We start from the raw sequence: 25,974 nt of genomic DNA on the forward strand, positions 1-25,974 counted from the left end.
GAGCCACCCGGACCTGCCGGATGCTCGGAGGGAGTCCTTCGTGTTCGAAGCCGCGAACATCCGTGACTGGATCGGTCTGCCCGTCGTCGACGAGGCCGACGACAAGGTCGGCACGCTCGAGAGCATCTACTACGACACCGCCACGTCCGAGCCGGCGTTCGGTGCCCTGACCACCGGCGTGGTCGGGTTCCAGAAGCTCGTCTTCGTGCCGCTGTTCGGCGCCACCGTCGCCCCGAAGCACCTGCGTGTGACGTTCCCGAAGAAGCTCGTCAAGGACGCCCCGTCGATCCCGACCGACGGCGAGCTCGACGCAGCGACCGAGCCCGAGCTGTTCCAGCACTACGGGCTGGAGTACCGCACCGGCAGCGGTGGCGAACGCCGACTCGGACGCCGCTGAGCCCGTCACGCCCCACCGACCCTCCCGGTCCGACCGACCGATCCGCCGCACCCGCCCGGAGGCCGCAACTGCTCCGCACAGCCCGTACGACGCTGCTCGCTGCCCTGGCGACCGTCGCCGTCGTCGGGCTCGTGGTGGGGGGTGTCGCGGCTCCGGGGCCGGTGGGGGCCGCGTCGGCCGCGCCGATGTGGCCCGTCCCGCAGCCCTACCCGGTGCCGGACGACCCGACCGTATCGCTCGCCGACCTCCCGCCGGGCAGCGAGTACGTCGCCCTCGGTGACTCGTACTCGGCCGGCTACGGGCTCGGCGACCGGACCCGGCTGCCCACGAGCGCGTGCGTGCAGTCCGCCCGTGACTACCCGCACCGGCTCGCGGCGCGCTTCGGCCTCGACCTGACCGACGTCACGTGTGCGGGCGCCACCAGCGAGGACGTCACGACCGGACACCAGTTCAAGGGCGTCCCCCCGCAGATCGAGTCGCTGTCCTCGCGCACTCGGCTCGTGACCCTGACCATCGGCGGCAACGACGCGGACCTGTTCGGCACGGCCGCGTCGTGCCTGGCGATCTCGGCCGACGGCCCGGTGTTCTCCGGACGTGACGCGCCGTCGTGCAGGAGCACGCTCGTGCAGGACGGTGAGGACCAGCTCAGCGTGAAGATCCAGTCGCGGGTCGCGCTCGGCATCGCCGACACCCTCGCAGCGGTGCAACGGGCCGCGCCGAACGCCGTCGTCGTGTTCCTCGGGTACCCGGCGATCTTCCCGGACGCCGAGCACACCCCGGCGAAGGGCTGCTTCCGATCGGCGCTCGACCTCGGCACGCTCGCCGGGTCGTTCCCCTCGGACACCTTCCCCTTCACCGACGACGACGTGGCGTACCTGCACGGCGTGCAGGAGGAGCTCGATGCGGTGTCCGCGTCCGCCGCCGACGCCGCCGGGGTGCGGTTCGTCGACGTCCTCGAACGCACCGAGGCCCACTCGGCCTGCGCCCCGGCGGACGAGCGCTACGTCGCAGGCGTCAGCCTCACCGGCTCGAGCGACCTGCGGCGCATCGATCTGCAGGCCGGCGCCCTGCACCCCAACGGCCGCGGTGTCGCGTACCTCACCGACCAGATGGCCGACGCGATCCGGGAACTCGCCGGCTGACCCGTCCGGACCCCGCGGTGTCCGCGTGGGCCGCCGGTGGGACGACGCAGACCGGTGCCGCCGTCTCACGCACCACGTCGTGGAGCAGTGCGCCCGAGAGCACCCGCACGTGTCCCCGTCCGAGCACCACGAGCGACGCCCGCCGCGTGCGCGACGCGATGGCGTGCCCCGGGTGTCCCTCCACGAGCAGTGGCCGGACGCGTACCGCCGGGAACCGCGCGGTCAGGTCCTCGGTGACCCGCTGCAGCAGTTCGGCGTTCCGGGCGCGCCACCGCAGGGGGTCCTCGGCGAAGTCGGTGAGCCCGGTCCGGGTCAGCACGGGCATCTCCCACGCCCGGAGCAGCGTCAGTCGCCGGTGCAGCCGGACGGCTTCGGTGACGGCGATCGAGACGGCCCGTTCGTCGATCGGTTCCTCGACGGCCAACACCACGTCGCCGTCGATCGGGTGCGGGCCCTCGGGGACGACCACGGTCGGCACGGCCGCGTGGATCGCCACGCGCGCCGGATCGCCGCCGGCGGTCGAACCCCGTCGGCTCCGGAACGTCCCGATCACCAGCAGGTCGCCGCCGTCCGACTCCTCGACCAGGGCGGTGGCGAACGGCCCGGCGTGCCGGTGCACCTCGACGGTGGCTCCGGGCAGGGCTGCGCGAGCGGCCTCGGCGAGGCGGTCGGCGACGGGTCCGGGGCCCTCGATCGCCGGGTCGGCGCCGATGATCCGGACCCGCTCGATCCCGCTGTCCGCGCGGGCGACGATCCACCGCAGCGCCTCGTCGTGCGGCATCGCGGCGTCCGCGGCCAGCGTCACCGTCGTCCATCGTTCGTCCATCCCGATCGGCCTCCTCCATCGCAGGTCCTCCGGGGGCGTCACACGGCGCTCCGTGCGCCACACGGTACTCCCGGCGGGACGTGGGGAACCGGCGGTGGGGCCGGGCGCGTCGGGTGGTACGTGGCGCGCGTGTGGTGATCCGGGCCTCCCGGCCGGGTCTGCGTAGTCTCGGGGCGTGGTCGTGAGCGCCGGACTGTTGCTGCACCGGACCGGTCCGTCCGGGCCCGAGGTCTTCCTCGCGCACATGGGCGGGCCGTTCTGGCGGAACCGGGCGCGTGCCTGGTCGATCCCGAAGGGGCTGGTCGAGGCGGGCGAGGAGCCGGTCGGCGCCGCGCTGCGCGAGTTCGCCGAGGAGATCGGCGTGCCCGCCCCGGTGACCGCCGCCGACGTCACCGACCTGGGGGAGTTCCGGCAGGCGTCGGGCAAGCGCGTGCGGGTCTTCGCGGCCGAGGCGTCGGCGTTCTCGCTCGGCACCGTGCGGAGCAACACCGTGCGGCTCGAGCTGCCGCGCGGGTCGGGGCGGTTCGTCGAGGTGCCCGAGGTGGACGACGCACGGTGGGTCGGCCTCGACCACGCGCGGGAGCTGGTGGTGGCCGGGCAGGTCGCGGCGCTCGACGCCCTGGTCGCGCTCCGTCCTTGACGCGCCGTTCGATTTTGTCGCGGGGTCACGAACTGTCGTCCGGCGGCCCTGCAAGCGACACTTCTCGGCCCCTCGGGGATCGGCGCGCGGCAGGTCGTGACCGCTCGGCTGGACCGTCTTGCTCGTGTCGTGCCCCGGACACGAGCCGCGCCCGCTGGTGCGCAACCGCCGCCGCACGGACCACCTGCAGGACTGACCGAGCGGCGGGCGTGGCGGGCGGAGGCGGAGGTCGCACGACACGCCGCCCGCGTACGCCGAGGGGTCACGAACCGTCGCCAGACGAGCTCGCAAACGACAGTTCGTGCGACCCCGGCGCCCTGCCGACGGCATGTCCTGACCACTCGGCGACCGCGCCCGTGATCCGCGCCGGCGCTCGTGCAGCCCCTAGCGCGTCCGCGGCCGCCGCACCGAACCCGTGGCGACGCCGATCGACCCCGTGACCGTCTGGATCGCCCGCCCGACGACCGGCACCGACGTGGTGACGACCGCGAGCGACGACGTGATGGCCTCGATGGACGAGGTCGACAGGTGCTCCTGCGTGTGCGTGTGCACCGGGAACCCACGGCGCGCCAGCACGACGACCCCGAGCGCCCCGACCAGCACCGCGGCACCGGCGAACGGCAGGTACTGCAGCCCGACGATCCCGAGGGCCTGCCCACCGAACGCCGCCCCGCCGGCGATGCCGATGTTCGACGCCCCGTTGACCAGCGCGCCGGCGATGTCGGGGGAGACGCCCCCGGCACGGATCGCCGCGGCCATGAAGAGCGTGCCGGTCGTGCCGTTCGCGGCCATCCAGACGCCCGCGACGACCATCGTCCCGATCAGGGAGCCGTGCACGAACGGCATCGTCGCGAAGGCCACGGCCATCACGGCGACCGAGGCGATCAGCGTCTGCCGGGGCGCACGGTCGACGAACATGCCGGCGAGCCAGAGCCCGACGACACCGGTGCCACCGAGCACGAGCAGCGCACCGCTGACCATGCCGGCGTCGAGCCCGGCGTCGATCGCGTACGGCCCGATGTAGGTGTAGACGACGTAGTGCCCGCCGAACAGGAGCATGTCGGCGATCACGACGGACAGCAGTCCGGTGCGCGCCCAGGCCTTCGGCGACCCGATGTGCGGCGACGAGGCACCGCGGACGGCGGGCAGGAACAGCAGGGCGACGACCGCGAGTGCCGCCGCTGCGACACCGACGGAGAACACGGCCTGGCGCCAGCCGATGTGCTGCGCGACCCAGGTCGCAACCGGCACGCCGAGCACGAACCCGAGCGAGCTGCCCGAGTACACGAAGGCGATCGCCCGGCCGGCCAGCCGCGGCGGCACGATCCGGGTGGCGTACGCCGAGGCGACCGAGAAGAACAGCGCGTGCGCGATGCCGCCGACGACGCGTCCGGCGCAGACCACGGCGAACGACGGCGCGAGCGCGACCATCAGGTTCGACACGGTGTAGCCGACGAGCGTGGCGACGAGCACGGTCTTGCGGGGCAGCTTCGCGGTGAACGCGGTGAGCGGCAGCGCGAGGAGCGCGACGGCCGCGGCGTACACGGTGATGACGATGCCCATGGTGGCCTCGGTCACGCCGAGGTCGGCGCTCATCGTGCCGAGCAGCCCGACGGGCATGAGCTCGGTGGTGATGGCGAAGAACGTGGCCAGTCCGAGCACGGCGATGCCGACGATGGACTGACTGGTGACGGTGATCGGCCGCGTGTGGGTCGACACGGCCGAGGTGGTGGTGTTGGTGGACACGCTGCTGACCTCCTCCGAGGCACGGTGGAGCGCGCGACGATGCCGATCGTTCTGACGGCGGTGACCGGGAGGGTCTGCGGGGCGCGCTCGCTGGCGGATGTGGATGATGTGGGTACGACTCCACGACGAGTGCGCTCATCCAGTGTTGCACGACGGAACGGCTCTCGCGAGGGCATCCAGCAAAAACATCGGAGCGCTCCAACGAAACACTCAGCTACGCCGTCGCCGCTCAGTACTCGTTCGTCACGCGCCCCTGGACCCCGCCGCCGCGCAGCTCGATCGTCAACGTGCCGCTCCTGGACTGCGCCGACATCGACACCGATCCGTGCAGCGCCGCCTGCCGCGGGAAGCACGCCGTCGACGACTCGATGCGGTCCGCCGTCGCCACCAGGCAGATCGTCGACCGGTCCGTCCCGATGCCGGCCCAGACGTTCCAGGGCGTCTCGGCGGTCCCGCCGTCGAGCGCCCGGTTCGTGAAGACCAGTCGCGTCGTGTGGAGACTCACCGGGGCAGCGACCGGCCCCGGCAGCTGGTCGGCGTACGTCTGCGGGACGTCGAGCAGCTGTTCGAGCGTGATCGTCCCCGCCGTCGGCGTGACGCTCGGTGCCGCCGCGACGTCCGGTCGCGCGGTCCCGACGAGGGTCCCGGCGGCGAACGCGACGCCCACCGCCGCAGCCGCGCCGCCCGCGATCCAGGCCCGTGGCCGTTCCGTCCACAGCCACCGACGCCACCGGGTCCGTCCGGTCGGCTCGGCCTGGAGGCCCGGCTCGTCCCCGCCGCCGCCCCTCGCGTCGGAGACGTGGTCGTCCCCACCGCCGTCGGTCGCCTCCGACACGTCGGCTCCAGTCGGCACCGCCGCCGGACCGGCGGGCGAGGACACAACCGCCGCGTCAGCGGGCGAGGACACGGGAACCGGCACCGGCACCGGGACGGGCCCTGGATCCGATCGCGTCGCGGACGGGACCGACGTCCGGACCGGACCCGGGCCTCCCGGCAGTGGATCCCGCGCCGTCGACCCCGCACGCACGCGGGGTCGTCGTCCGCGTTCCAGGTCCTGCAGCGCGATCCGGGCGCGCGCCGCGTCCGCCGGGCTCGATCCTGCTCCCCAGGCGACGGCCTCGAGCCGTGCCCGTTCCGCTGCCACGTCGTCGTGGGCCATGCGCACTCCCGCTCTGCCGGTCGCGTGGACAGGTCCATCGTGGCACCGCCGAGCCGTGCGCGCGCACCCAGAACGAGGGAGTAGGGGTGGTGCATGAGCACCGATCCCATGCCGCAGCACGACGCCGACGCCGAGACCCTCGAACCGCTGAGCCACGACACCCAGTCCGGCGAGGCCGACTACGTCGCGACCAGCCCCGGCGGCGCCGGCACGGAACGTCACGTGCCGACCGCCGACGAGGAGCAGGGCCGCGGTACCGAGTACGACCCGGTCGACCAGGGACCGCAGCAGGAGGGCCAGGGCGGCTAGCGGACCACGCGTCGCAGCACGGCGCGTTCGCCGTACGTCCAGGTCGCACTCGTCACGACGTAGAGCGCGGCGGCCAGCGGTGCGATCGCCGCGAACACGACCGTGACGAACGGCACGTACCGACCCACGGCGGCGGTCGCGGCGGCGCCGGGGACGCCCGGTTCCGGTGCCGGCACCGGGTTCCAGTGGGCGTTCGACCGGCGGCTGAGCTCGACGACGACCGCCAGCACCGCCAGCAGGACCAGCACCACCCAGGCGTGCACCCACAGCGGCGTCGTCAGGGTGACGACGAGCGAGTGGCCGAGCGGGACCCCGACGAGCGTCGCCTCCAGCAGGGCGTTCGTGGTGCCGCCGATCGAGGCGTGCGTGAACAGGGCGTAGACGAGCGACACGACGGGCGCCTGCGCCAGGACGGGCAGGCAGCCGGCCAGCGGCGAGACCTTCTCGTCGGTGTACAGCTGCTGCACCGCTCGCTGCAGGCGCTGGGTGTCGCGGCCGTACCGCTTCCGCAGCGCCGCGAGCTGTGGTGCGAGGCGCCGGCGGTCCCGCTCGGCCCGCACCTGCAGCACGGACAGCGGGACGAGCACCAGGCGGACGGCCAGGGTGAGGAGCACGACGGCGATCGCCGCGGCGAACGAGCCGGCGACGGGGGAGAGCGCCGCGGTGAGGGCGGTGACGAGGTCCGCGCCGCCGTGCAGCAGCGGGCCGATGAGGGGCAGGGTGGACAGGTCCATGACGGTTCCGATCGGTGGTGGGTCAGCGGGGTGCGCGAGCGGCCCGGCCACCGGTCGGTGGTCAGGCCGGGGTCGCGACCCCCGGTGCCCGTGAGCGGACGTGGCCGTCGGCGTCGGGGTGGCTCCACCCGATCCGGGTGACCAGGTCGGGTACCGCCGACCGGTCCGACACGGACGCCGATCCGACCCCGAGGACGGCTGCCAGCACCGCGACGAGCAGCCGGGCGACGACGACGGCCACGGCGACCGCGGTCAGCCCGAGTGCCGCAACGGCCAGCAGAGGCAGCACCCCGGCGGCCGGGTCGCCGAGCACCAGCGCGGCGGTGGCGCGGAGCAGCAGCAGGACGGCGGTCATGGTCCGTTCAGCGTAACGCCCGCGTGCCGTCGAGGACCGGAAGGTGCGGCGGGGGAGGATCACGGCATGACCGCAGGTTCGCCGAGCACCCCAGCGACCGTCGCGCTCGAGGCGGCCGGGGTCCCGTACACGCCGCATGTGTACGAGCACCACGAGAGCGCCACCAACTTCGGAGAAGAGGCGGCCGCCGCCCTCGGGCTGCGCGAGGAGCAGGTCTTCAAGACCCTCGTCGTCTCCGTCGACGGCACCCTCGCCGTCGCGATCGTGCCGGTGGCGAACCGGCTCGACCTCAAGGCGATCGCCGCAGCCGTCGGGGGCAAGAAGGCGACGCTGGCCGATCCCGCCCTCGCCGAGAAGCGCACGGGCTACGTGGTCGGCGGGATCAGCCCGGTCGGCCAGAAGACCCGGCTCCGCACCGTGCTCGACGAGTCGGCGCTGTCGTACGCGAGCATCTTCGTGTCCGGCGGACGTCGAGGCTTCGACGTCGAGGTGGCACCGACGGACCTCGCGCGGATCACCCAGGCGGTCGCAGCACCCATCGCGCGGACCTGAGTCGGGTCGCCGCAAGTTTTTTCGGCACCCGGGAATGACCCGGGCCCTCCTGCGTTGCATTGAGTCGAAGGCACTCAAGTTCTCCAGGAGGTCCCTTTGCCAGAGACGTTCGGCCCGACCGGTAGCAACGACTCGTTCGACGAGTTCCTCGCCCGCCTGCTCGCGGCACAGCGCACCGGTGACCAGCAGCGCGTCCGCGCGTTCGGTCGACCGGTCGACATCACCCGGCTGCTCAGCCGCCGGACCCACGAGCTGCTCCAGCACACCGCCGAGTACGCGGTCGCGCAGGGGCAGCGCGAGATCGACGCACTGCACATCCTGCAGGTGCTCGTCCGCACCGAACCGTTCGACGCCGTCGTGCGTTCCGCCGGGGTCGACCCTCAGCGACTCGCCGAGGAGATCGAGCAGCGCCTGCCGATGGCGCACGAGCCGCTGGCCGAGCAGACCGGACGCCCGGCACTGACCGGCACCGCCCAGCGCATCCTCGTCGAGGCGACGCAGGCAGCGCGGGGCTTCGGCAGCACCTACACCGACCCCGAGCACGTCTTCTTCGCGCTCGTGATGGACCAGGAGACCGTGACCGGCCAGCTGCTCGCCAGCGCCGGGATCACCCCGCAGGTCATGCAGGACTACGCGGCACAGGCTGCCGCCGCCGCGAGAGAGGGGCGCCCCATGCCCGGAACACCCGATGCCGTCGGTACCGACCAGGCCACCGACAGCGACACCCCGACGCTCGACCAGTTCGGCACCGACCTCACCGAGCGCGCCCGTGACGGGCACGTCGACCCGGTGATCGGCCGCGCCGACGAGATCGAGCAGACCGTCGAGATCCTGCTCCGTCGTACCAAGAACAACCCGGTGCTGATCGGTGAGCCCGGCGTGGGCAAGACCGCGATCGTCGAGGGCCTCGCCCAGCGCATCGTCGACGGTGACGTCCCCGCCCTGCTGCAGGGCAAGCGGGTCGTCGCGCTCGACCTGCCCGGCATGCTCTCCGGCACCCGCTACCGCGGCGACTTCGAGGAGCGCCTCACCAAGGCGATGGACGAGATCGCGGCGCACGCCGACGAGCTCATCGTCTTCGTCGACGAGCTCCACACCGTCGTCGGCGCCGGTGGCGGCGGCGAGGGCGGCTCGATGGACGCCGGCAACATCCTCAAGCCCCGGCTCGCCCGCGGCGACCTGCACCTGGTCGGCGCGACGACACTCAACGAGTACCGCCGGATCGAGAAGGACGCCGCGCTCGAGCGCCGGTTCCAGCCCGTCACGGTGGGGGAGCCGACCGTCGAGGACGCCGTCGCGATCCTGACCGGCCTCGCCCCGCGCTACGAGGAGCACCACGGCGTCGCCTACACGCCCGAGGCACTCCGCGCCGCCGTCGAGCTCTCGCACCGCTACGTGACCGACCGGCACCTGCCGGACAAGGCCATCGACCTCATCGACCAGGCCGGTGCACGCCGTCGCCTCGCCCTGTCGGGCGACGTCGACGTCGAGGCACTGCGTGCCCAGGTCGCCGACCTGACGGCCCGCAAGGACCGCGCGGTCGCCGAGGAGCACTACGAGGAAGCGTCCGACCTGCGTGACGAGATCGTCGGACTGGAGGCCCGGATCACCGCCGCCTCGTCGGCGGACGCAACCCGCCCCTCCCGTCAGGAATCCGCGGACACGTCGATCACGGAGGCCGACATCGCCGCCGTGGTGTCACGTGCCACCGGGATCCCGGTGACCCGCCTCGGCTCGGCCGACAAGACGCGGCTCGCAGCGCTCGAGTCCGAGCTGCACGACCGCGTCGTCGGCCAGGACGACGCCGTGCGGGCGATCGCCAAGGCGGTACGGCGCAGCCGGACCGGCATGGGCGACCCGCGTCGTCCGGTGGGCAGTTTCCTGTTCCTCGGCCCGACGGGTGTCGGCAAGACCGAACTCGCGAAGGCCCTGGCGTCGTCGCTGTTCGGTGACGAGTCCGCCATGCTCCGCTTCGACATGAGCGAGTTCGGCGAACGCCACACCGTCTCCCGCCTGGTCGGTGCCCCTCCCGGGTACGTCGGCTACGACGAGGCCGGCCAGCTCACCGAGCGTGTCCGTCGCAACCCGTACTCGGTGATCCTGCTCGACGAGGTCGAGAAGGCCCACCCGGACGTCTTCAACCTGCTGCTGCAGGTCCTCGACGACGGCCGGCTCACCGACGGGCAGGGGCGGACGGTCGACTTCCGGAACACCGTGGTCATCATGACGTCGAACATCGGCTCGGAGTTCCTGGCCTCCCGCTCGGGAGCGCTCGGGTTCTCCCCGGTCGGTGCGACGGAGGGCTACGCCGAAGACGACCTGCGGGCCCGCGTGATGGGCAAGCTGCGCGAGGCGATGCGGCCCGAGTTCATCAACCGCATCGACGAGATCGTGCTGTTCCGCAAGCTCGACCGGTCCCAGATCGCGTCGATCGTGTCGCTGCTGCTGCAGGACACGGCGCTCCGGCTGGTCGCACAGGACATGCTCCTGTCGGTGTCCGACGCGGCGGTCGACTGGCTCGCCGAGAACGGGTACGAGCCGGAGTACGGCGCCCGCCCGCTCCGTCGGCTCATCCAGCGCGAGGTCGACGACCGCATCGCGACCCTGGTGGTCGAGGGTGGGGTCGCCGCGGGTGACAGCGTGCGGATCGACGTCGAGGGCGACTCCCTGACGGCGAGCGTCGCGGAACACGCGGCGGTCTAGTCCGGTCGCACACGCAGACGAGGGCCCGGTACCGATTCGGTACCGGGCCTTCGGCGTGCGCGGACCGCCGCGGTGCGCGCCGCCGCCGCGCACCGTGCATGCTCCGTCACACGGTGCGAGGTTTCTCGCACCGTGCGCGCCTGCGATCCGGCACCGAGCGCGCAGGCTGCCACCGGTCCGCCGGCGGCGCACGGTGCAGCCGGGAGGCCCGGCGCCGGAGCACGACGGGAACTCGGCACGCAGCCTGCTCGTCGCCACGAGAACACCAACCTCGCACCGTGATCACCCTGTTCGGGAATGCAATTCCGGATGTTTTCCGGAAAAGGGGTTGCGCTCCGAATTGCGGTGCCGATAGTGTTCACTCGTCGCGAACGGTCGAACATTCGACCCGGACGACTCCGCCAGCTCGAGACCGAAAGGGGGCCGACCATGATGATCTCCGCAACCACTCCGTTCCGTGGAATCCGAGGACGCGTCGGTACCCCGTTCCGCGTCCGCTGACCCGGAGCGTCCCACTCTCCTGACACCCGTGCCTCCGGGCACCGTGCGCTGAGCCGATCAGGCCCGCGCAGCACCGGTTCGTTCATCCGCTGAACGGCTCGACGGCTCGTTGACACGTGCCGCCCGATCTGCGCGGACGACGCCGGAAGAATGTCGGTGGACAGTGTGACGCTCTCGGTGTCGTCGAGCATTCCGCGATCGTTGTCCGAACATTTCCGGACCATCCCGGAATGCATTCTCACGCAATCAATTCCTGCTGCCCGCAACCCGGGCGGATTCGTCTGCCCGACACCCGGGCAGCTCTGCCGTGCCCTGAAGGGGAACACCGTGTCCACGAAGACCACCACCCGTCCACCCGATACCCGCGCGGTGCGCCGCCGGGTCTCACTCGCCGACCGCATCGCACTCCGAGTCGGGATGTCGCTCATCATCTGGAGCCGTCGCACCCGCAATGAGCGGGCCGAGGTCGACCTCGCCACGCTGGCTCGCCTCGAGCGCGAACGCCGGCAGCGCGAGGCCGACTGGATCACCCAGGGCGCCGCCATGCGGATGTGGCGCTGACCCGCGGCGCTGCGTCGCCGGCACTGTCGTCGGCGTCACGCCGGCGCCGGCGCCAAGCACGCACAGTGCGTCGTTCCGGAGCCCGTGCGGACTGAACGGCTCGGTGCGAGGAAACGACCTCGCACCGAGCCGCCTTCGGCGGACCGTCCGATGGAACCCGCACGGTGCAGCGAACGGTCGACCCCGCACGAGGAGACCACCCTCGCACCGTGCGGGGCGTCCGGACGCACCCCGGGCCTCCCGTACCGTTGGTGGGTGACCGAAACCGCTGCTGCACTCGTCGAACGACTCACCGCCCTCGTGCCGGACTTCCCGAAGCCGGGGGTGCTCTTCCGTGACGTGACGCCGGTGTTCTCCGACGCCGTCGCGTTCGGCCGCGTGTGCGAAGCACTCGCGGCACCGTTCGCGGTCGGGGCCGGGTTCGACGCCGTCGCCGGCATCGAGGCCCGGGGCTTCGCACTGGCCGGGGGCATCGCCGCCCAGCACCAGGTCGGCGTGCTCACCGTGCGCAAGGCAGGCAAGCTCCCCGGCGAGGTCCTCAGCGAGCAGTACGCGCTCGAGTACGGCGAGGCCGAACTCGAACTGCGCCCCGGCCAGCTGCCCGCCGGCACGCGGGTGCTCGTCGTCGACGACGTCCTGGCCACCGGCGGGACCGGCGCGGCGACCATCACCCTGCTCGAACGGGCCGGGTACCAGGCCATCGGGTTCGCCGCCCTGCTCGAGCTCGACGGCCTGAACGGTCGTGAGCGCCTCGAGCCGCGCCTGCCCGTCGCGACGCTCGGCGCCGTCCCGGCCTGATCGCGGGCAACTGCGCGGTCGGGGCCGCATCCGTTCTCTCCACAGGCGCGTCCCGGCGTCCGCGCGCGAGCACGTCTCGCACTAGTCTTGACGCACCATTTCGATCGAGGAGTCCCATCATCGTGACCGAGTCAGTCGCACCCGCGCCCGCCGAGCTTCCCCAGGCACCCGAGCCCCGGACCGCGACGACGACCACGACCGGCACCGAGCTCTTCGACGGTGAGCGCGGCGTCGTCGCGATCCGCGTCGACGGTGTCCTCAAGGACCTCGCGGCCGACGTGCAGGCCGGCGAGACCGCCGAGGCCGTCACCCTGCAGGAACAGGATGGGCTCGACATCCTCCGGCACTCGGCCGCCCACGTGCTGGCCCAGGCCGTGCAGCAGATCAACCCGGACGCGAAGCTCGGCATCGGTCCGCCCGTCACCGACGGCTTCTACTACGACTTCGACGTCGCCGAGCCCTTCACCCCCGAAGACCTCAAGGCGATCGAGAAGGGCATGGACCGCATCGTCAAGCAGGCCCAGCGCTTCCGACGCGTGGTCGTCACCGACGAGCAGGCGCGCGAGCTGATGGCGGGGGAGCCCTACAAGCAGGAACTCATCGGCCTCAAGGGTGCGGCGTCCGACGGCGACTCCGGCGAGAGCGTCGAAGTCGGTGCCGGCGAGCTCACCGTCTACGAGAACGTCGACCCGAAGTCGGGCGAGGTGCTCTGGCAGGACCTCTGCCGCGGCCCGCACGTCCCGCACACCCGCTGGATCGGCAACGCCGCCAAGCTCATGCGCGTCGCCGCTGCGTACTGGCGCGGCTCCGAGAAGAACCCGCAGCTGCAGCGCATCTACGGCACCGCCTGGCCCGACAAGGACCAGCTCAAGGCGTACCTCGTGCGCCTCGAGGAAGCCGCCAAGCGCGACCACCGCAAGCTCGGCGCCGAACTCGACCTGTTCTCGTTCCCCGACGAGATCGGTTCCGGCCTGGCGATCTTCCACCCGAAGGGCGGCATCATCCGCCGCGAGATGGAGGACTACTCGCGCCGTCGGCACGAGGAGAACGGCTACTCGTTCGTCTACACGCCCCACATCACCAAGGGCGACCTGTTCGAGACCTCCGGGCACCTCGGCTGGTACAAGGACGGCATGTTCCCGGCCATGCACATGGACGAGGCGAGGGACGAGGACGGCAACGTCACGCGGCAGGGTGCCGACTACTACCTCAAGCCGATGAACTGCCCGATGCACATCCTGGCGTACCGGTCGCAGCCCCGCTCCTACCGCGACCTGCCGCTCCGGATGTTCGAGTTCGGCACGGTGTACCGCAACGAGAAGTCCGGCGTGATCCACGGGCTGACCCGGGTGCGCGGCCTGACCCAGGACGACGCGCACATCTTCACCACGCAGGAGAAGATGAAGGAGGAGCTCACCACGACCCTCGCGTTCGTGCTCTCGCTCCTGCGCGACTACGGCCTCGACGACTTCTACCTCGAGCTGTCGACGAAGGACCCGGAGAAGTACGTCGGCGACGACGAGGTCTGGGACGTCGCGACGGAGACCCTGCGTCAGGTCGCCGAGGAGTCTGGCCTCGAGCTCGTGCCGGACCCCGCCGGTGCGGCGTTCTACGGCCCGAAGATCTCGGTCCAGGCCCGCGACGCCATCGGTCGCACCTGGCAGATGTCGACCGTGCAGCTCGACTTCAACCTGCCCGAGCGCTTCGGCATCGACTACACCGCGGCCGACGGCTCCCGCCAGCGTCCGGTGATGATCCACCGCGCGCTGTTCGGCTCGATCGAGCGCTTCTTCGGGGTCCTCACCGAGCACTACGCGGGCGCGTTCCCGGCGTGGCTGTCACCCGTCCAGGTCGTCGGCATCCCGGTTGCGGCCGAGTACGGCGACTACCTCGACGAGGTCATCGCGAAGCTCCGCGCCCACGGCGTCCGCGCCGAGGTCGACCACTCGGACGACCGCATGCAGAAGAAGATCCGCACCCACACCAAGGCGAAGGTGCCGTTCCAGCTCATCGCCGGTGGCGACGACCGTGACGCCGGTGCCGTCAGCTTCCGCTTCCGTGACGGCCGCCAGGACAACGCGGTGCCCGTCGACGAGGCCGTGGACCGCATCCTCACCGCGATCCGCGAGCGCGCACAGGTCTGATGCCCGACGAGCAGGACCCGCTGGTCATCCGGGACGCCGCCACCGCGGCGGCCGTCCCGGATGCCTTCCAGCGTCTGTGGAACCCGCACCGGATGGCGTACATCGACGCCGGCCGCGAGGGCGAGGGCCGCGGCCACCGCGACGACTGCCCGTTCTGCGAGGCGCCGCACAAGACCGACGAGGACGCCCTCATCGTCGCGCGCGGCGAGCACGCCTACGTCCTACTCAACCTGTTCCCGTACAACAACGGCCACCTGCTCGTCTGCCCGTACCGGCACGTCCCGCTCTACGACGAGGCGACCCCGGACGAGCTGCGCGAGATGGGCGAGCTCACGCAGACCGCGATGCGCGTGCTCCGGCAGGTGTCCCACTGCGACGGCTTCAACATCGGCATGAACCAGGGCGAGGTCGCCGGAGCGGGCATCGCCGCGCACCTGCACCAGCACATCGTGCCGCGGTGGGCGTCCGACGCGAACTTCTTCCCGATCATCGCCCGGACGAAGTCGATGTCGCAGATGCTCGGCGAGACCCGCCGACTCGTCGCCGAGGGCTGGCCCGCACAGCACTAGACTGTCGGCATCATGAGCGACAGCAGCAGCACCCCGAGCACCCCCGGCACCTCGATCACCGGCTCCGACCGCGTCAAGCGCGGACTCGCGGAGATGCTCAAGGGCGGCGTCATCATGGACGTCGTCGACGCAGAGCAGGCCCGCATCGCGGAAGAGGCCGGCGCGACCGCCGTCATGGCCCTCGAGCGCGTCCCCGCCGACATCCGCGCCCAGGGCGGCGTGGCCCGCATGTCCGACCCGTCGATGATCGAGGAGATCATCGCCGCCGTGTCGATCCCGGTCATGGCGAAGGCCCGCATCGGTCACTTCGTCGAGGCCCAGGTCCTGCAGGAGCTCGGCGTCGACTACATCGACGAGTCCGAGGTCCTGTCGCCGGCCGACTACGTCAACCACATCGACAAGTGGAAGTTCACCACCCCCTTCGTCTGCGGTGCCACCAACCTGGGCGAGGCACTCCGTCGCATCACCGAGGGCGCGGCCATGATCCGTTCCAAGGGCGAGGCCGGCACGGGTGACGTGTCCGAGGCCACGAAGCACATCCGCACGATCAGCAAGGAGATCGCGGCGCTGCGCAACCTGCGTGACGACGAGCTCTACGTCGCCGCGAAGGAGCTCCAGGCCCCGATCGACGTCGTGCAGGAGGTCGCCCGCACCGGCAAGCTCCCCGTCGTGCTCTTCACCGCCGGTGGTGTCGCCACCCCGGCCGACGCCGCGATGATGATGCAGCTCGGTGCCGACGGCGTGTTCGTCGGGTCCGGCATCTTCAAGTCCGGCGACCCGGCCAAGCGTGCCGCGGCGATCGTCAAGGCCGTCACCTTCCACGACGACCCGAAGGTCATCGCCGAGGTGTCCCGTGGGCTGGGCGAGGCGATGGTCGGCATCAACGTCGCCGACGTCCCCGCGCCGCACCGCCTCGCCGAGCGCGGCTGGTGAGTGCTCGGCCCCGGATCGGGGTCCTCGCGCTGCAGGGCGACTTCCGTGAGCACATCGCGTCGCTGACCGAGCTCGGCGCCGACGTGGTGCCGCTCCGTCGACCGGAGGAGATCGCGTCGATCGACGGCGTCGTGATCCCCGGCGGCGAGTCGAGCGTGATGGACAAGCTGTCCCGCGCGTTCGGCGTCGCCGCGCCGCTGTCCGAGGCGATCCGCGGGGGACTGCCGACGTACGGCACGTGTGCCGGCATGATCATGCTGTCGTCGCGGATCGCCGCCGGGATCCCGGGGCAGCAGACGCTCGACGTGCTCGACACCACCGTGCGGCGCAACGCGTTCGGCGCACAGAACGACTCGTTCGAGACCGACATCCCGATGCCCGACCTCGGCGATGCGCCGGTACACGCGGTCTTCATCCGCGCACCGGTGGTCGAGCAGCACGGCGACGACGTGCACGTGCTCGGTGCCCTGCCGGACGGCCAGGTGGTGGCGGTGCAACAGGGCAACGTCATCGCGAGTGCGTTCCACCCGGAGGTCGCGGGCGAGGACCGCTTCCACCGGCGCTTCCTGGACCTGGTGCGCAGCGCCTGAGGCGTGACCATCCACCCGCCGCACCGGCGGGACGGGAGCCGCGCCGCGCCTCCAGGCCGGTGTTCGGCCCACAGGGCCGCTAAACTGAGCGGGACTTTCCGCAAGACGCAAGGAGAACCGTGTCCGGGCATTCCAAGTGGGCAACGACCAAGCACAAGAAGGCGGTCATCGACCAGCGCCGTGCCAAGTCGTTCGCCAAGCTGATCAAGAACATCGAGGTCGCCGCGAAGATGGGCGGTGCCGACATGTCCGGCAACCCGACCCTGGTCGACGCCGTGCAGAAGGCGAAGAAGACCTCGGTCCCCAACGACAACATCGACCGCGCGGTCAAGCGCGGTGCAGGTCTCACGGGCGAGACCATCGAGTACACGACGATCATGTACGAGGGCTACGGCCCCAACGGCGTCGCGATGCTCATCGAGTGCCTCACGGACAACAAGAACCGTGCCGCGGCCGAGGTCCGGACCGCGATGTCGCGCAACGGCGGCACCATGGCCGACCCGGGCAGCGTCGCCTACAACTTCTCGCGCAAGGGCGTCATCTCGGTCACGAAGACCGACGGCCTCGACGAGGACACCGTGATGACCGCGGTGCTGGACGCCGGCGTCGAGGACGTCATCGACCAGGGCGGCGGCTTCGAGATCATCACCGAGGCGAGCGACCTGGTCGCCGCCCGCACCGCACTGCAGGACGCCGGCATCGACTACGACTCCGCCGACGCCGAGTTCGTCCCCGGCCTCAAGGTCCCGGTCGACGCCGAGACCGCCCGCAAGGTGTTCCGCCTGATCGACGCGCTCGAGGACTCGGACGACGTGCAGAACGTCTACTCGAACTTCGACATCCCCGCGGACGTCCAGGCCGAGCTCGACGAGGACGAGGGCGAGTAGCCGTGCTCCGTGTGCTCGGGGTGGACCCCGGGCTCACCCGGTGCGGCGTCGGCGTCGTCGAGGTCGCACCGAACCGGCGCGCACGACTCGTCCACGTGACGGTCGTGCGCACCCCACCGGACATGCCGCTCGAGCAGCGGCTGCTCCGGATCGCCGACGGCATCGCCGCCGAGATCGACGAGCACCACCCGGATGCGGTCGCCGTCGAGCGGGTGTTCGCGCAGGCGAACGTCCGCACCGTGATGGGCACCGCGCAGGCTGCCGGCCTGGCGCTGCACGCCGCGGCCGCCCGCGGGCTGCCCGTCGGGCTGCACACCCCGTCCGAGGTCAAGGCCGCCGTCACTGGCTACGGCAACGCCGACAAGCGTCAGGTGCAGACCATGATCGCGCGAGTACTCGGGCTGGACGAGGCCCCGAAGCCGGCCGACGCCGCCGACGCGCTCGCGTTGGCCGTGTGCCATGCCTGGAGGCTCGGATCACCCGACGCCGCCGGCTCGCGTGCCACGAACCTCACCCCGGCACAGCGCGCCTGGCGGGACGCCCAGGGCGGCACCGTCGACTCGCCGCTGGCCCGTGCGGCCGCCGCCGCGGCCCGCCCGCAGCGTGGCAGGACGGCGTCGTCGGTGGGCGGCCCTAGGCTCGGAGCATGATCGCGAGTCTCCGGGGTACCTGCATCGACATCGCCGGTTCGGCCGTGGTGATCGAGGTCGGGGGAGTCGGGTACGCCGTCACCGTGACCCCTGCGCACGCGCTGACGATGCGCCACGGTTCCGAGGTGTTCGTGCGGACGGCGATGATCGTGCGCGAGGACGAGCACCTGCTCTTCGGCTTCGAGTCGACCGACGCGCTGCAGGTGTTCGACCTGCTCCGCGGCGTCTCCGGCGTCGGCCCGAAGTCCGCGATGGGCGTCCTGGCCCACATGGACCCGGTACAGATCGCGAACGCCGTCGCGAACGAGGACGACGGCGCGTTCCGCAAGGTCTCCGGCATCGGCCCGAAGACCGCCAAGCTCATCATCGTCGCGCTCTCCGGCAAGCTCGTGGCCTTCGAGCAGGCCGCTGTGGTCGCTGCAGCACGTGGAACCGCAGTCCACCCCGCCGCGGTGGACGTCGTCTCGGCGCTCATCGGCCTCGGCTGGCGCGAAGACGCGGCACGGACCGCGGTCGACGACGCCGTGGCCAACGAGCCGGGTGCCGCCGCGATGGGCACCCAGGCCCTGCTCCGCGCCGCCCTCGGCGCCCTGCGACCCGCGGCAGCCGGCCGGTGAGCGGCATCACGTCCGCCGGCGCCGAGTCGCAGGAGGAACTCGCCTTCGAAGGTGCGCTCCGTCCGCGCTCGCTCGACGAGTTCGTCGGGCAGCGCAAGGTCCGTGGGCAGCTCGACCTGCTCCTCAAGGCCGCGGGCATGCAGGAGCGCACGCCCGACCACATCCTGATGGCGGGTCCTCCCGGCCTCGGCAAGACCACGCTCGCGATGATCGTCGCGCACGAGACCGGGCGACCGCTGCGCATGTCGAGCGGGCCGGCGATCCAGCACGCCGGTGACCTCGCAGCCGTGCTGTCGTCGCTCGTGCCGGGCGAAGTGCTGTTCATCGACGAGATCCACCGCATGGCCCGCTCGGCAGAAGAGATGCTCTACCTGGCGATGGAGGACTTCCGCATCGACGTGATGGTGGGGAAGGGTGCCGGTGCCACGAGCATCCCGCTCGACCTCGCACCGTTCACGCTCGTCGGTGCCACCACCCGGGCCGGCCTGCTGCCGAACCCGCTGCGCGACCGCTTCGGGTTCACCGCCCACCTCGAGTTCTACGAGAAGGACGAGCTCGAGCAGGTCCTGATCCGTGCGGCTCACCTGCTCGAACTCGACATCGACCGGACCGCCCTGCGTGAGATCGCCGGACGCTCCCGTGGCACCCCGCGCATCGCGAACCGCCTGCTCCGCCGGGTGCGCGACTACGCCCTCGTGCACCGCACCACCGACGGCATGGCCGCGGTCCGGGGTGCGCTCGACCTGTACGACGTCGACGAGCTCGGCCTCGACCGGCTCGACCGAGCCGTCGTCGAGACCATGCTGACCCGGTTCGACGGGGGCCCGGTCGGCCTCAACACCCTCGCCGTCAGCGTCGGCGAGGAATCCGAGACGATCGAATCGGTCGTCGAACCGTTCCTCGTCCGTGTCGGCCTGGTGACCCGCACCCCCCGCGGGCGCATCGCGACACCGCGGGCCTGGCGACACCTCGGCCTCACCCCGGGGCAGGGCGACGGGGCGCAGCCGGGGCTCTTCGACGACCCGGAACCCACCGCCTGACCGCCGATCAGTCGGGTGACATGCCACGGACACCGGCGTGCCCTAGACTGCTACGGCCCGAAACCGAGCAACCAGAGAAGGCAACGCATCATGGGTCAAGAAGTCATCCTCATCGTCATCGTCGTGGCGTTCGCGGCCTTCATGTTCTACAACAGCCGCAAGCGCAAGAAGCAGCAGGCCGAACTCGTGGACAAGATGGTCCCGGGCGCCAAGGTCATGCTGTCCTTCGGCCTCTACGGCACGCTCCTCTCCGTGAACGAGGAGAAGGTCACCGCTGACGTCGAGATCGCGCCGGGGACCATCGTCACCGTGCACCGTCAGACCCTGTCGCGCGTCGTCGACGACAACGCGTCCGACGTCGAGACCACCACGACCACCGAGGACGAGCCGAAGCCGGTGGCCGAGCTCAACGGCGAGCCGGTCTACGGCGAGCGGGTCGACACCGACCGTGTCGACGAGACCGACGCCACGAAGCGCAAGTCCGACGACTGACGCCCTCGGCCGCCGGGTCGTCTGACCCGGCGGCTTCCCTCTGCCGTCGCACGGTGTGCCGACGGTCCTGAACAGAAAGACGAGACGACCGGTGGCACGATCGACACCCGTCAAGAAGGCGCTGCGCTCGCTCACCTGGTTGGTGATCCTGATGGCGATCCTCGCCGGCCTGAACACCGCCGCGTCGATCCTCGCCGGCTCTTCGAAGGACGACAGCGACAAGTGGTACCAGGGCGCGAGCTGGGTCCCCGAGCTGGCTCTGGACCTGCAGGGCGGCACGCAGCTGACGCTGGCGGCGCAGAACACCGAGGGTGACTCCGTCACCTCGCAGCAGCTGCAGCAGGCGGTGAACATCATCCGCCAGCGCATCGACGCCACCGGTGTCTCCGAGTCGGAGATCAACACGCAGGGTGCGAACAACATCGTCGTCTCGATCCCGGGCCGCCCGGACAAGGCAACGATCGACCGGATCGAGGCGGCCGCCAAGCTGACCTTCCGCCCGGTGCTCTTCACCGAGGCCGCGACGAACTCCGCGGTCGGTGACGACGGCAAGGGCACCGCATCGCCGACGCCGTACTCGCCGCCGGCCTCGCTCGCCGCGACGCCGAGCGCGAAGCCGACCAACGCGAGCGACCTGAACTGGGTCACGCCGAAGCTGCAGGACCTGTACACCAACTACAACTGCGCGGCGCCGGACGACGTCACCACGGCGCCCGACGACGAGCCCCTGGTCACCTGCGACCAGGACGGCGCGGGGAAGTACATCCTCGGCCCGGTCGAGGTCTCCGGTGCCGACATCAGCAACGCCACCTCGGGTCTCGCCACCGACTCGCAGGGCACGTCGACGGGCCAGTGGGCCGTCAACCTGACGTTCAACGGGGAGGGCTCGAAGGACTTCCGCACCGTCACGAACCGTCTCGTCTCGCTCCAGCAGCCGCAGAACCAGTTCGCGATCGTGCTCGACGGTTCGGTCATCACCGCTCCGACGACGAACTCCGCGATCACGAACGGCAAGGCGCAGATCACCGGCTCGTTCACGGCCGAGTCGTCGAAGACCCTGGCGGACCAGCTCAAGTACGGTGCGCTGCCGATCAACTTCCAGGTGCAGTCGAACGAGAACATCTCCGCGACGCTCGGCACCGCGCAGCTCATCGGTGGGCTCGTCGCCGGCCTGATCGGGCTGATCCTGGTCATCATCTACTCGGTCATCCAGTACCGGGCACTGGCCTTCGTCACCGTGCTGTCGCTCGGGATCGCCGCGGTACTCACCTACCTGGTGATCGCGATCATGTCGTGGCGCGTCGACTACCGCCTGTCCTTGGCGGGTGTGGCGGGTCTGATCGTCGCGATCGGCATCACGGCGGACTCGTTCATCGTCTACTTCGAGCGCATCCGCGACGAACTCCGTGACGGCCGGGCCCTCGAGAGTGCGGTCGAGTCCGGCTGGAAGCGTGCCCTCCGGACGATCCTGGCGTCCGACGCGGTGAACTTCCTCGCCGCCGTCACGCTCTACGTGCTCGCGGTCGCCGACGTGAAGGGCTTCGCGTTCACGCTGCTCCTCACGACGCTCATCGACATCGTGGTGGTCGCGCTCTTCACCCACCCGATGATGCAGCTCATCGCCCGCAGCCGGTTCTTCGGCGAGGGGCACCGGTTCAGTGGTCTCGACCCGGCAGCACTCGGTGCCGTCTACCGGGGGCGCGCGCAGTTCCGCGCACCCGTCGTGGACGGCAAGCGCCAGCGCAGTGCCGGTGAGGCACAGCGCCGACAGACGATCGCGGAGCGGAAGGCCCAGCAGGCCTCCGGCGACAACGGCTCGACGCCGGACGGGAAGGACGACTGATGGCCAGCTTCAGCCAGTTCGGCAGCGACCTCTACACGGGGAAGCGGTCGTACGACATCATCGGGCGCCGCAAGACCTGGTACCTCATCGCCCTCGCGATGATCGTGATCTCGCTCGTCACCCCGTGGCTCCGAGGCGGGTACCAGCTCGGCATCGAGTTCACCGGCGGCTCGGAGTTCACCATCTCCGACGTCAAGACGCTCGACCAGAACATCGCCACCGAGACCGTCGAGGACGTCGTCCCGGAGTCGATCCCGCGCGTCTCGCAGCTCGGCACGCACGGCATCCGAGTCCAGACCGGGCAGCTCACCGACCGGCAGACGACCGAGGTGCAGGACGCCCTCGCGAAGGCCTACGACGTCCCGGAGAGCCAGGTCGCCGCGACCTTCATCGGCGCAACGTGGGGTGCCGACGTGCTCGCGCAGGCCATCCGTGGTCTCGTGATCTTCCTCGCCCTCGCCGCGGTCTTCATGACGCTGTACTTCCGCACCTGGAAGATGTCGCTGTCCGCGATGGCGGCGCTGCTGCACGACCTGCTCATCACGGCCGGCGTGTACGGCATCGTCGGGCTCGAGGTCACGCCTGCGGCGGTCATCGGGTTCCTGACGATCCTCGGGTACTCGCTCTACGACACCGTGGTGGTCTTCGACAAGGTGCGTGAGAACACCGCGCAGGAATCGATCCGGACGTTCAAGCAGTCGGTCAACCTCGCGGTGAACCAGACCCTCGTCCGATCGATCAACACCTCGGTCGTGGCACTGCTGCCGGTCGCGGCGATCCTCTTCATCGGGTCGTACGTGCTCGGCGCCGGTACCCTGCGCGACATCTCGCTCGCGCTGTTCATCGGCATCATCGTCGGCACCTACTCGACGATCTTCATCGCGTCGCCGATGTACGCGCAGCTGCGCGAGAACGAGCCGAAGATCAAGGAGTCGGACGCCAAGAAGACCGCGGCGGCCGAGAAGCGCCAGCGTGAGGTCGACGCGGCTGAGGCGAACGTCTGATGCCCATCGAGATCCAGGAGATCGACGTCGCCGAGGCCCAGCGCCGCATCGAGGCCGGAGCCCGCCTGTTCGACGTCCGCGAGCAGGGGGAGTGGGACGAAGTCCACGCTCCCCAGGCCACGCTCGTGCCGATGTCGGAGTTCGTGGACCGCTGGCAGGAGATCGACGGTGGCGACCAGCCGGCCATCGTCGTCTGCCACTCGGGCGGCCGTTCGTCGCGCATCGTCGCGGCGCTCGAGCAGTCGGGGGTCCCGGCAGTCAACCTCTCCGGCGGCATGCTCGCCTGGGAGCAGGCGGGGGCACCGGTGGAACGCGACGCCCAGGGCGAACCGCGTCACGGGCACTGACCAGGGACGCGTAGTCTTGTCGGATCGAGCTCGGATCGAGCTCTCGGACCGAGTCCTGGGAGGCGCATCATGACGGACACCCGCGAAGAGCCGTCCGCGCCGAGCCGCCCGGGATCCGCCCCGCGGCCGTCGAGCCCGATCGGTCCGAACACCACCGGCAACCTCGGTTCCCTCCGCTCGCTGCTGCCGCGCCTGTTCTCGCGTGCGCAGCCGGCCGGTGCCGTGGACACGTTGATCCGCACGGTCCGCTCGCACCACCCCAAGGCCGACGTGACGCTCATCGAGCGGGCGTACTCGGTCGCCGAGCGCGCGCACGACGGGCAGAAGCGCAAGTCCGGTGAGCCGTACATCACGCACCCCGTCGCGGTCGCGCAGATCCTGGCCGACCTCGGCATCGGCACGATCACCATCGCGGCCGCGCTCCTGCACGACACCGTGGAGGACACCGACTACCAGCTCGACCAGCTGCGGGCCGACTTCGGCGACGAGATCGCGATGCTCGTCGACGGCGTCACGAAGCTCGACAAGGTCAAGTACGGCGACAGCGCGCAGGCCGAGACCGTCCGCAAGATGGTCATCGCCATGTCGAAGGACATCCGCGTCCTCGTCATCAAGCTCGCCGACCGCCTGCACAACGCCCGTACGTGGGGCTTCGTCGAGTCGACCTCCGCCACGCGCAAGGCGAAGGAGACGCTCGAGATCTACGCGCCGCTCGCACACCGGCTCGGCATCCAGATGATCAAGCTCGAGCTCGAGGACCTGTCGTTCGCGGTCCTGCACCCGAAGCTCTACGTCGAGATCGACAGCCTGGTCAAGGAACGCCAGCCGAAGCGCGAGCAGTTCGTCCAGAACGTCATCGGGACCCTGAAGAAGGACCTGAAGGCCGCCAAGGTCCGTGGTGACGTCATGGGCCGGCCGAAGCAGTACTACTCGATCTACCAGAAGATGATCGTGCGGGGTCGTGAGTTCGACGAGATCTACGACCTCGTCGGCATCCGCGTGCTCGTGCCGACCGTGCGCGACTGCTACGCCATGCTCGGATCGGTGCACGCCCGGTGGACCCCGCTGCCCGGTCGCTTCAAGGACTACATCGCGACCCCCAAGTTCAACCTGTACCAGTCGCTGCACACCACGGTGCTCGGACCGCAGGGTCGCGCGGTCGAGATCCAGATCCGCACGCACGAGATGCACCAGCGCGCCGAGTTCGGTGTCGCCGCCCACTGGAAGTACAAACAGCGCGCTGCCGGCCGTGACGCCGGCACCTCGTCGACCACGGACGACCAGGACATGGCGTGGCTCGCCCACATCACCGACTGGCAGGCCGAGACCAGCGACCCTGGTGAGTTCCTGGACTCGCTGCGCTACGAGATCGGAGCCAAGGAGACCTACGTCTTCACGCCGCAGGGCAAGGTCATCGGTCTCCCCGCCGGAGCCACCCCGGTCGACTTCGCCTACGCGGTGCACACCGAGATCGGCCACCGCACCATGGGTGCGAAGGTCAACGGCCGCCTCGTCCCGCTCGAGAGCCAGCTGTCGAGCGGCGACGTCGTCGAGATCTTCACGTCGAAGAACCCCGACTCCGGCCCCTCGCAGGACTGGCTGCAGTTCGTCCGCAGCCCCCGCGCGCGCAACAAGATCAAGCAGTGGTTCACCAAGGAGCGCCGCGAAGAAGCGATCGAGCAGGGTCGCGACGCCATCGCCCGGGCCATGCGCAAGCAGAACCTACCGCTCCAGCGCATCATGAGCCAGGACAGCATCGCCGAGGTCGCCTCGTCGATGCGGTACGAGGACGTCTCCGCCCTGTACGCCGCCATCGGCGAAGGACACGTCTCGACCCAGTCGGTGATCGAGAAGGTCCTCGGCAACGTCCAGACCGAAACCGAGACGGACGAACCGGAACTCGCGTTCCCGCGCCAGGTCACCAGTCGACAGCTGCGCACGAGTGACAGCGGCGTGCTGGTCCGCGGTGCGCCCGACATCCTCGTCAAGCTCGCGAAGTGCTGCACGCCGGTACCGGGCGACCAGATCGTGGGCTTCATCACCCGCGGCCAGGGCGTCTCGGTGCACCAATCGTCGTGCACCAACGTGAAGTCGCTCATGAACGAACCCGACCGGATGATCGAGGTCGAGTGGGCCCCGTCGTCGAAGTCGGTGTTCCTGGTGCAGATCCAGATCGAGGCGCTCGATCGGTCGGGCCTGCTCAGCGACGTCACCCGGGTGCTGACCGACCACCACGTGAACATCCTGTCCGCGACGGTGTCGACCTCGTCCGACCGTCTCGCGCTCAGCCGGTTCGTGTTCGAGATGGGCGACACCATCCACCTCGACCGTGTGCTCAACGCGGTGCGACGCATCGACGCCGTCTACGACGTCTACCGCGTCAGCGCCGGCTAGCGGCGGGGCCGCGCGCGGCCCGTCCGTCGACCGGTCACGCA

General features: G+C 70.7%; 26 protein-coding genes. 21 read left to right on the plus strand and 5 right to left on the minus strand.

Translation table 11 applies throughout. The features are described 5' to 3' along the window. Window positions 1–40 precede the first annotated feature (40 nt). Complete coding sequence (locus OE229_RS11525; RefSeq protein WP_209134416.1) at window positions 41–397, plus strand: PRC-barrel domain-containing protein; 357 nt, start codon at window positions 41–43, stop codon at window positions 395–397. 185 nt (window positions 398–582) lie between these two features. After that, window positions 583–1,539, plus strand: a complete 957-nt coding sequence (locus OE229_RS11530; RefSeq protein ID WP_262138114.1) for an SGNH/GDSL hydrolase family protein — start codon at window positions 583–585, stop codon at window positions 1,537–1,539. Here the strand turns inward: OE229_RS11530 and OE229_RS11535 are convergent. Beyond that, window positions 1,496–2,365: a universal stress protein gene (locus OE229_RS11535; RefSeq protein ID WP_262138116.1), complete on the minus strand. Its 870-nt coding sequence runs from the start codon at window positions 2,363–2,365 to the stop codon at window positions 1,496–1,498. The two genes, OE229_RS11530 and OE229_RS11535, sit on opposite strands and share 44 nt — an antisense overlap. A gap of 175 nt (window positions 2,366–2,540) precedes the next feature. Here OE229_RS11535 and OE229_RS11540 point away from each other — a divergent pair, with 175 nt between their 5' ends. Then, entirely contained in the window at window positions 2,541–3,005 is a 465-nt protein-coding gene (locus tag OE229_RS11540; protein ID WP_262138118.1) for an NUDIX domain-containing protein, read from the plus strand. A 384-nt stretch (window positions 3,006–3,389) separates the two neighbouring features. On the opposite strand, the gene OE229_RS11545 is transcribed toward OE229_RS11540, so the two are convergent. Both OE229_RS11545 and OE229_RS11550 read right to left on the minus strand, forming a co-directional pair. After that, window positions 3,390–4,751 (minus strand): MFS transporter, encoded by a 1,362-nt coding sequence (locus OE229_RS11545; protein ID WP_259577842.1) that lies wholly within the window; start codon window positions 4,749–4,751, stop codon window positions 3,390–3,392. 229 nt (window positions 4,752–4,980) lie between these two features. Next, window positions 4,981–5,586 carry a hypothetical protein gene (locus OE229_RS11550; RefSeq protein WP_262138119.1) on the minus strand — a complete coding sequence of 202 codons (606 nt, stop codon included), beginning with the start codon at window positions 5,584–5,586 and terminating at the stop codon, window positions 4,981–4,983. 417 nt (window positions 5,587–6,003) lie between these two features. On the opposite strand from OE229_RS11550, the gene OE229_RS11555 reads away from it, so the two are divergent. Next, window positions 6,004–6,219: a hypothetical protein gene (locus OE229_RS11555; protein ID WP_027465592.1), complete on the plus strand. Its 216-nt coding sequence runs from the start codon at window positions 6,004–6,006 to the stop codon at window positions 6,217–6,219. Here OE229_RS11555 and OE229_RS11560 read toward each other — a convergent pair. After that, complete coding sequence (locus OE229_RS11560; protein WP_262138121.1) at window positions 6,216–6,953, minus strand: YidC/Oxa1 family membrane protein insertase; 738 nt, start codon at window positions 6,951–6,953, stop codon at window positions 6,216–6,218. The genes OE229_RS11555 and OE229_RS11560 overlap by 4 nt on opposite strands. 61 nt (window positions 6,954–7,014) lie before the next feature. Beyond that, window positions 7,015–7,308 carry a hypothetical protein gene (locus OE229_RS11565; RefSeq protein WP_182065001.1) on the minus strand — a complete coding sequence of 98 codons (294 nt, stop codon included), beginning with the start codon at window positions 7,306–7,308 and terminating at the stop codon, window positions 7,015–7,017. Between the two features lie 66 nt (window positions 7,309–7,374). Here OE229_RS11565 and ybaK point away from each other — a divergent pair, with 66 nt between their 5' ends. The 17 genes from ybaK (at window position 7,375) to OE229_RS11650 (ending at window position 25,933) form a co-directional block, all read left to right on the plus strand. Further along, a complete protein-coding gene (ybaK, locus tag OE229_RS11570) occupies window positions 7,375–7,860 on the plus strand; it encodes a Cys-tRNA(Pro) deacylase (RefSeq protein ID WP_262138122.1) in 486 nt (161 codons plus the stop codon). A gap of 96 nt (window positions 7,861–7,956) precedes the next feature. Continuing rightward, window positions 7,957–10,563, plus strand: a complete 2,607-nt coding sequence (locus OE229_RS11575) for an ATP-dependent Clp protease ATP-binding subunit (RefSeq protein ID WP_262138123.1) — start codon at window positions 7,957–7,959, stop codon at window positions 10,561–10,563. 828 nt (window positions 10,564–11,391) lie between these two features. Then, window positions 11,392–11,625, plus strand: coding sequence for a hypothetical protein (locus OE229_RS11580; protein WP_209134407.1), 234 nt, complete (start codon window positions 11,392–11,394; stop codon window positions 11,623–11,625). A 255-nt stretch (window positions 11,626–11,880) separates the two neighbouring features. Beyond that, on the plus strand, window positions 11,881–12,423 hold the full coding sequence (locus OE229_RS11585; protein WP_017887364.1) for an adenine phosphoribosyltransferase: 543 nt from the start codon (window positions 11,881–11,883) through the stop codon (window positions 12,421–12,423). Window positions 12,424–12,545: 122 nt separating this feature from the next. Continuing rightward, on the plus strand, window positions 12,546–14,567 hold the full coding sequence (gene thrS / locus OE229_RS11590; RefSeq protein WP_414648651.1) for a threonine--tRNA ligase: 2,022 nt from the start codon (window positions 12,546–12,548) through the stop codon (window positions 14,565–14,567). Then, window positions 14,567–15,136, plus strand: a complete 570-nt coding sequence (locus OE229_RS11595) for an HIT family protein (RefSeq protein WP_262138124.1) — start codon at window positions 14,567–14,569, stop codon at window positions 15,134–15,136. The genes thrS and OE229_RS11595 overlap by 1 nt, the downstream gene beginning before the upstream one ends. Window positions 15,137–15,148: 12 nt before the next feature. Further along, complete coding sequence (gene pdxS, locus OE229_RS11600; protein WP_259577847.1) at window positions 15,149–16,069, plus strand: pyridoxal 5'-phosphate synthase lyase subunit PdxS; 921 nt, start codon at window positions 15,149–15,151, stop codon at window positions 16,067–16,069. Next, window positions 16,063–16,659 (plus strand): pyridoxal 5'-phosphate synthase glutaminase subunit PdxT, encoded by a 597-nt coding sequence (gene pdxT, locus OE229_RS11605; RefSeq protein ID WP_247737801.1) that lies wholly within the window; start codon window positions 16,063–16,065, stop codon window positions 16,657–16,659. The genes pdxS and pdxT overlap by 7 nt, the downstream gene beginning before the upstream one ends. 119 nt (window positions 16,660–16,778) lie before the next feature. After that, window positions 16,779–17,546, plus strand: a complete 768-nt coding sequence (locus OE229_RS11610) for a YebC/PmpR family DNA-binding transcriptional regulator (RefSeq protein WP_017887357.1) — start codon at window positions 16,779–16,781, stop codon at window positions 17,544–17,546. 2 nt (window positions 17,547–17,548) lie between these two features. Then, a complete protein-coding gene (gene ruvC, locus OE229_RS11615) occupies window positions 17,549–18,196 on the plus strand; it encodes a crossover junction endodeoxyribonuclease RuvC (protein ID WP_259577849.1) in 648 nt (215 codons plus the stop codon). After that, entirely contained in the window at window positions 18,193–18,813 is a 621-nt protein-coding gene (gene ruvA / locus OE229_RS11620; RefSeq protein WP_209134403.1) for a Holliday junction branch migration protein RuvA, read from the plus strand. The genes ruvC and ruvA overlap by 4 nt, the downstream gene beginning before the upstream one ends. After that, a complete protein-coding gene (ruvB, locus tag OE229_RS11625; protein ID WP_182065012.1) occupies window positions 18,810–19,853 on the plus strand; it encodes a Holliday junction branch migration DNA helicase RuvB in 1,044 nt (347 codons plus the stop codon). Before ruvA ends, ruvB begins: the two co-directional genes overlap by 4 nt. Window positions 19,854–19,943: 90 nt before the next feature. Then, window positions 19,944–20,345: a preprotein translocase subunit YajC gene (locus OE229_RS11630; protein WP_051596726.1), complete on the plus strand. Its 402-nt coding sequence runs from the start codon at window positions 19,944–19,946 to the stop codon at window positions 20,343–20,345. A gap of 91 nt (window positions 20,346–20,436) precedes the next feature. Next, complete coding sequence (gene secD / locus OE229_RS11635) at window positions 20,437–22,188, plus strand: protein translocase subunit SecD (RefSeq protein ID WP_262138127.1); 1,752 nt, start codon at window positions 20,437–20,439, stop codon at window positions 22,186–22,188. Then, entirely contained in the window at window positions 22,188–23,192 is a 1,005-nt protein-coding gene (secF, locus tag OE229_RS11640; RefSeq protein ID WP_259577853.1) for a protein translocase subunit SecF, read from the plus strand. Before secD ends, secF begins: the two co-directional genes overlap by 1 nt. After that, window positions 23,192–23,539, plus strand: a complete 348-nt coding sequence (locus tag OE229_RS11645; RefSeq protein ID WP_259577854.1) for a rhodanese-like domain-containing protein — start codon at window positions 23,192–23,194, stop codon at window positions 23,537–23,539. Before secF ends, OE229_RS11645 begins: the two co-directional genes overlap by 1 nt. A gap of 69 nt (window positions 23,540–23,608) precedes the next feature. After that, a complete protein-coding gene (locus OE229_RS11650) occupies window positions 23,609–25,933 on the plus strand; it encodes a RelA/SpoT family protein (protein WP_228513657.1) in 2,325 nt (774 codons plus the stop codon). Window positions 25,934–25,974 lie beyond the last annotated feature (41 nt).

Source organism: Curtobacterium poinsettiae, from assembly GCF_025677645.1.
Lineage (GTDB): Bacteria > Actinomycetota > Actinomycetes > Actinomycetales > Microbacteriaceae > Curtobacterium > Curtobacterium poinsettiae_A.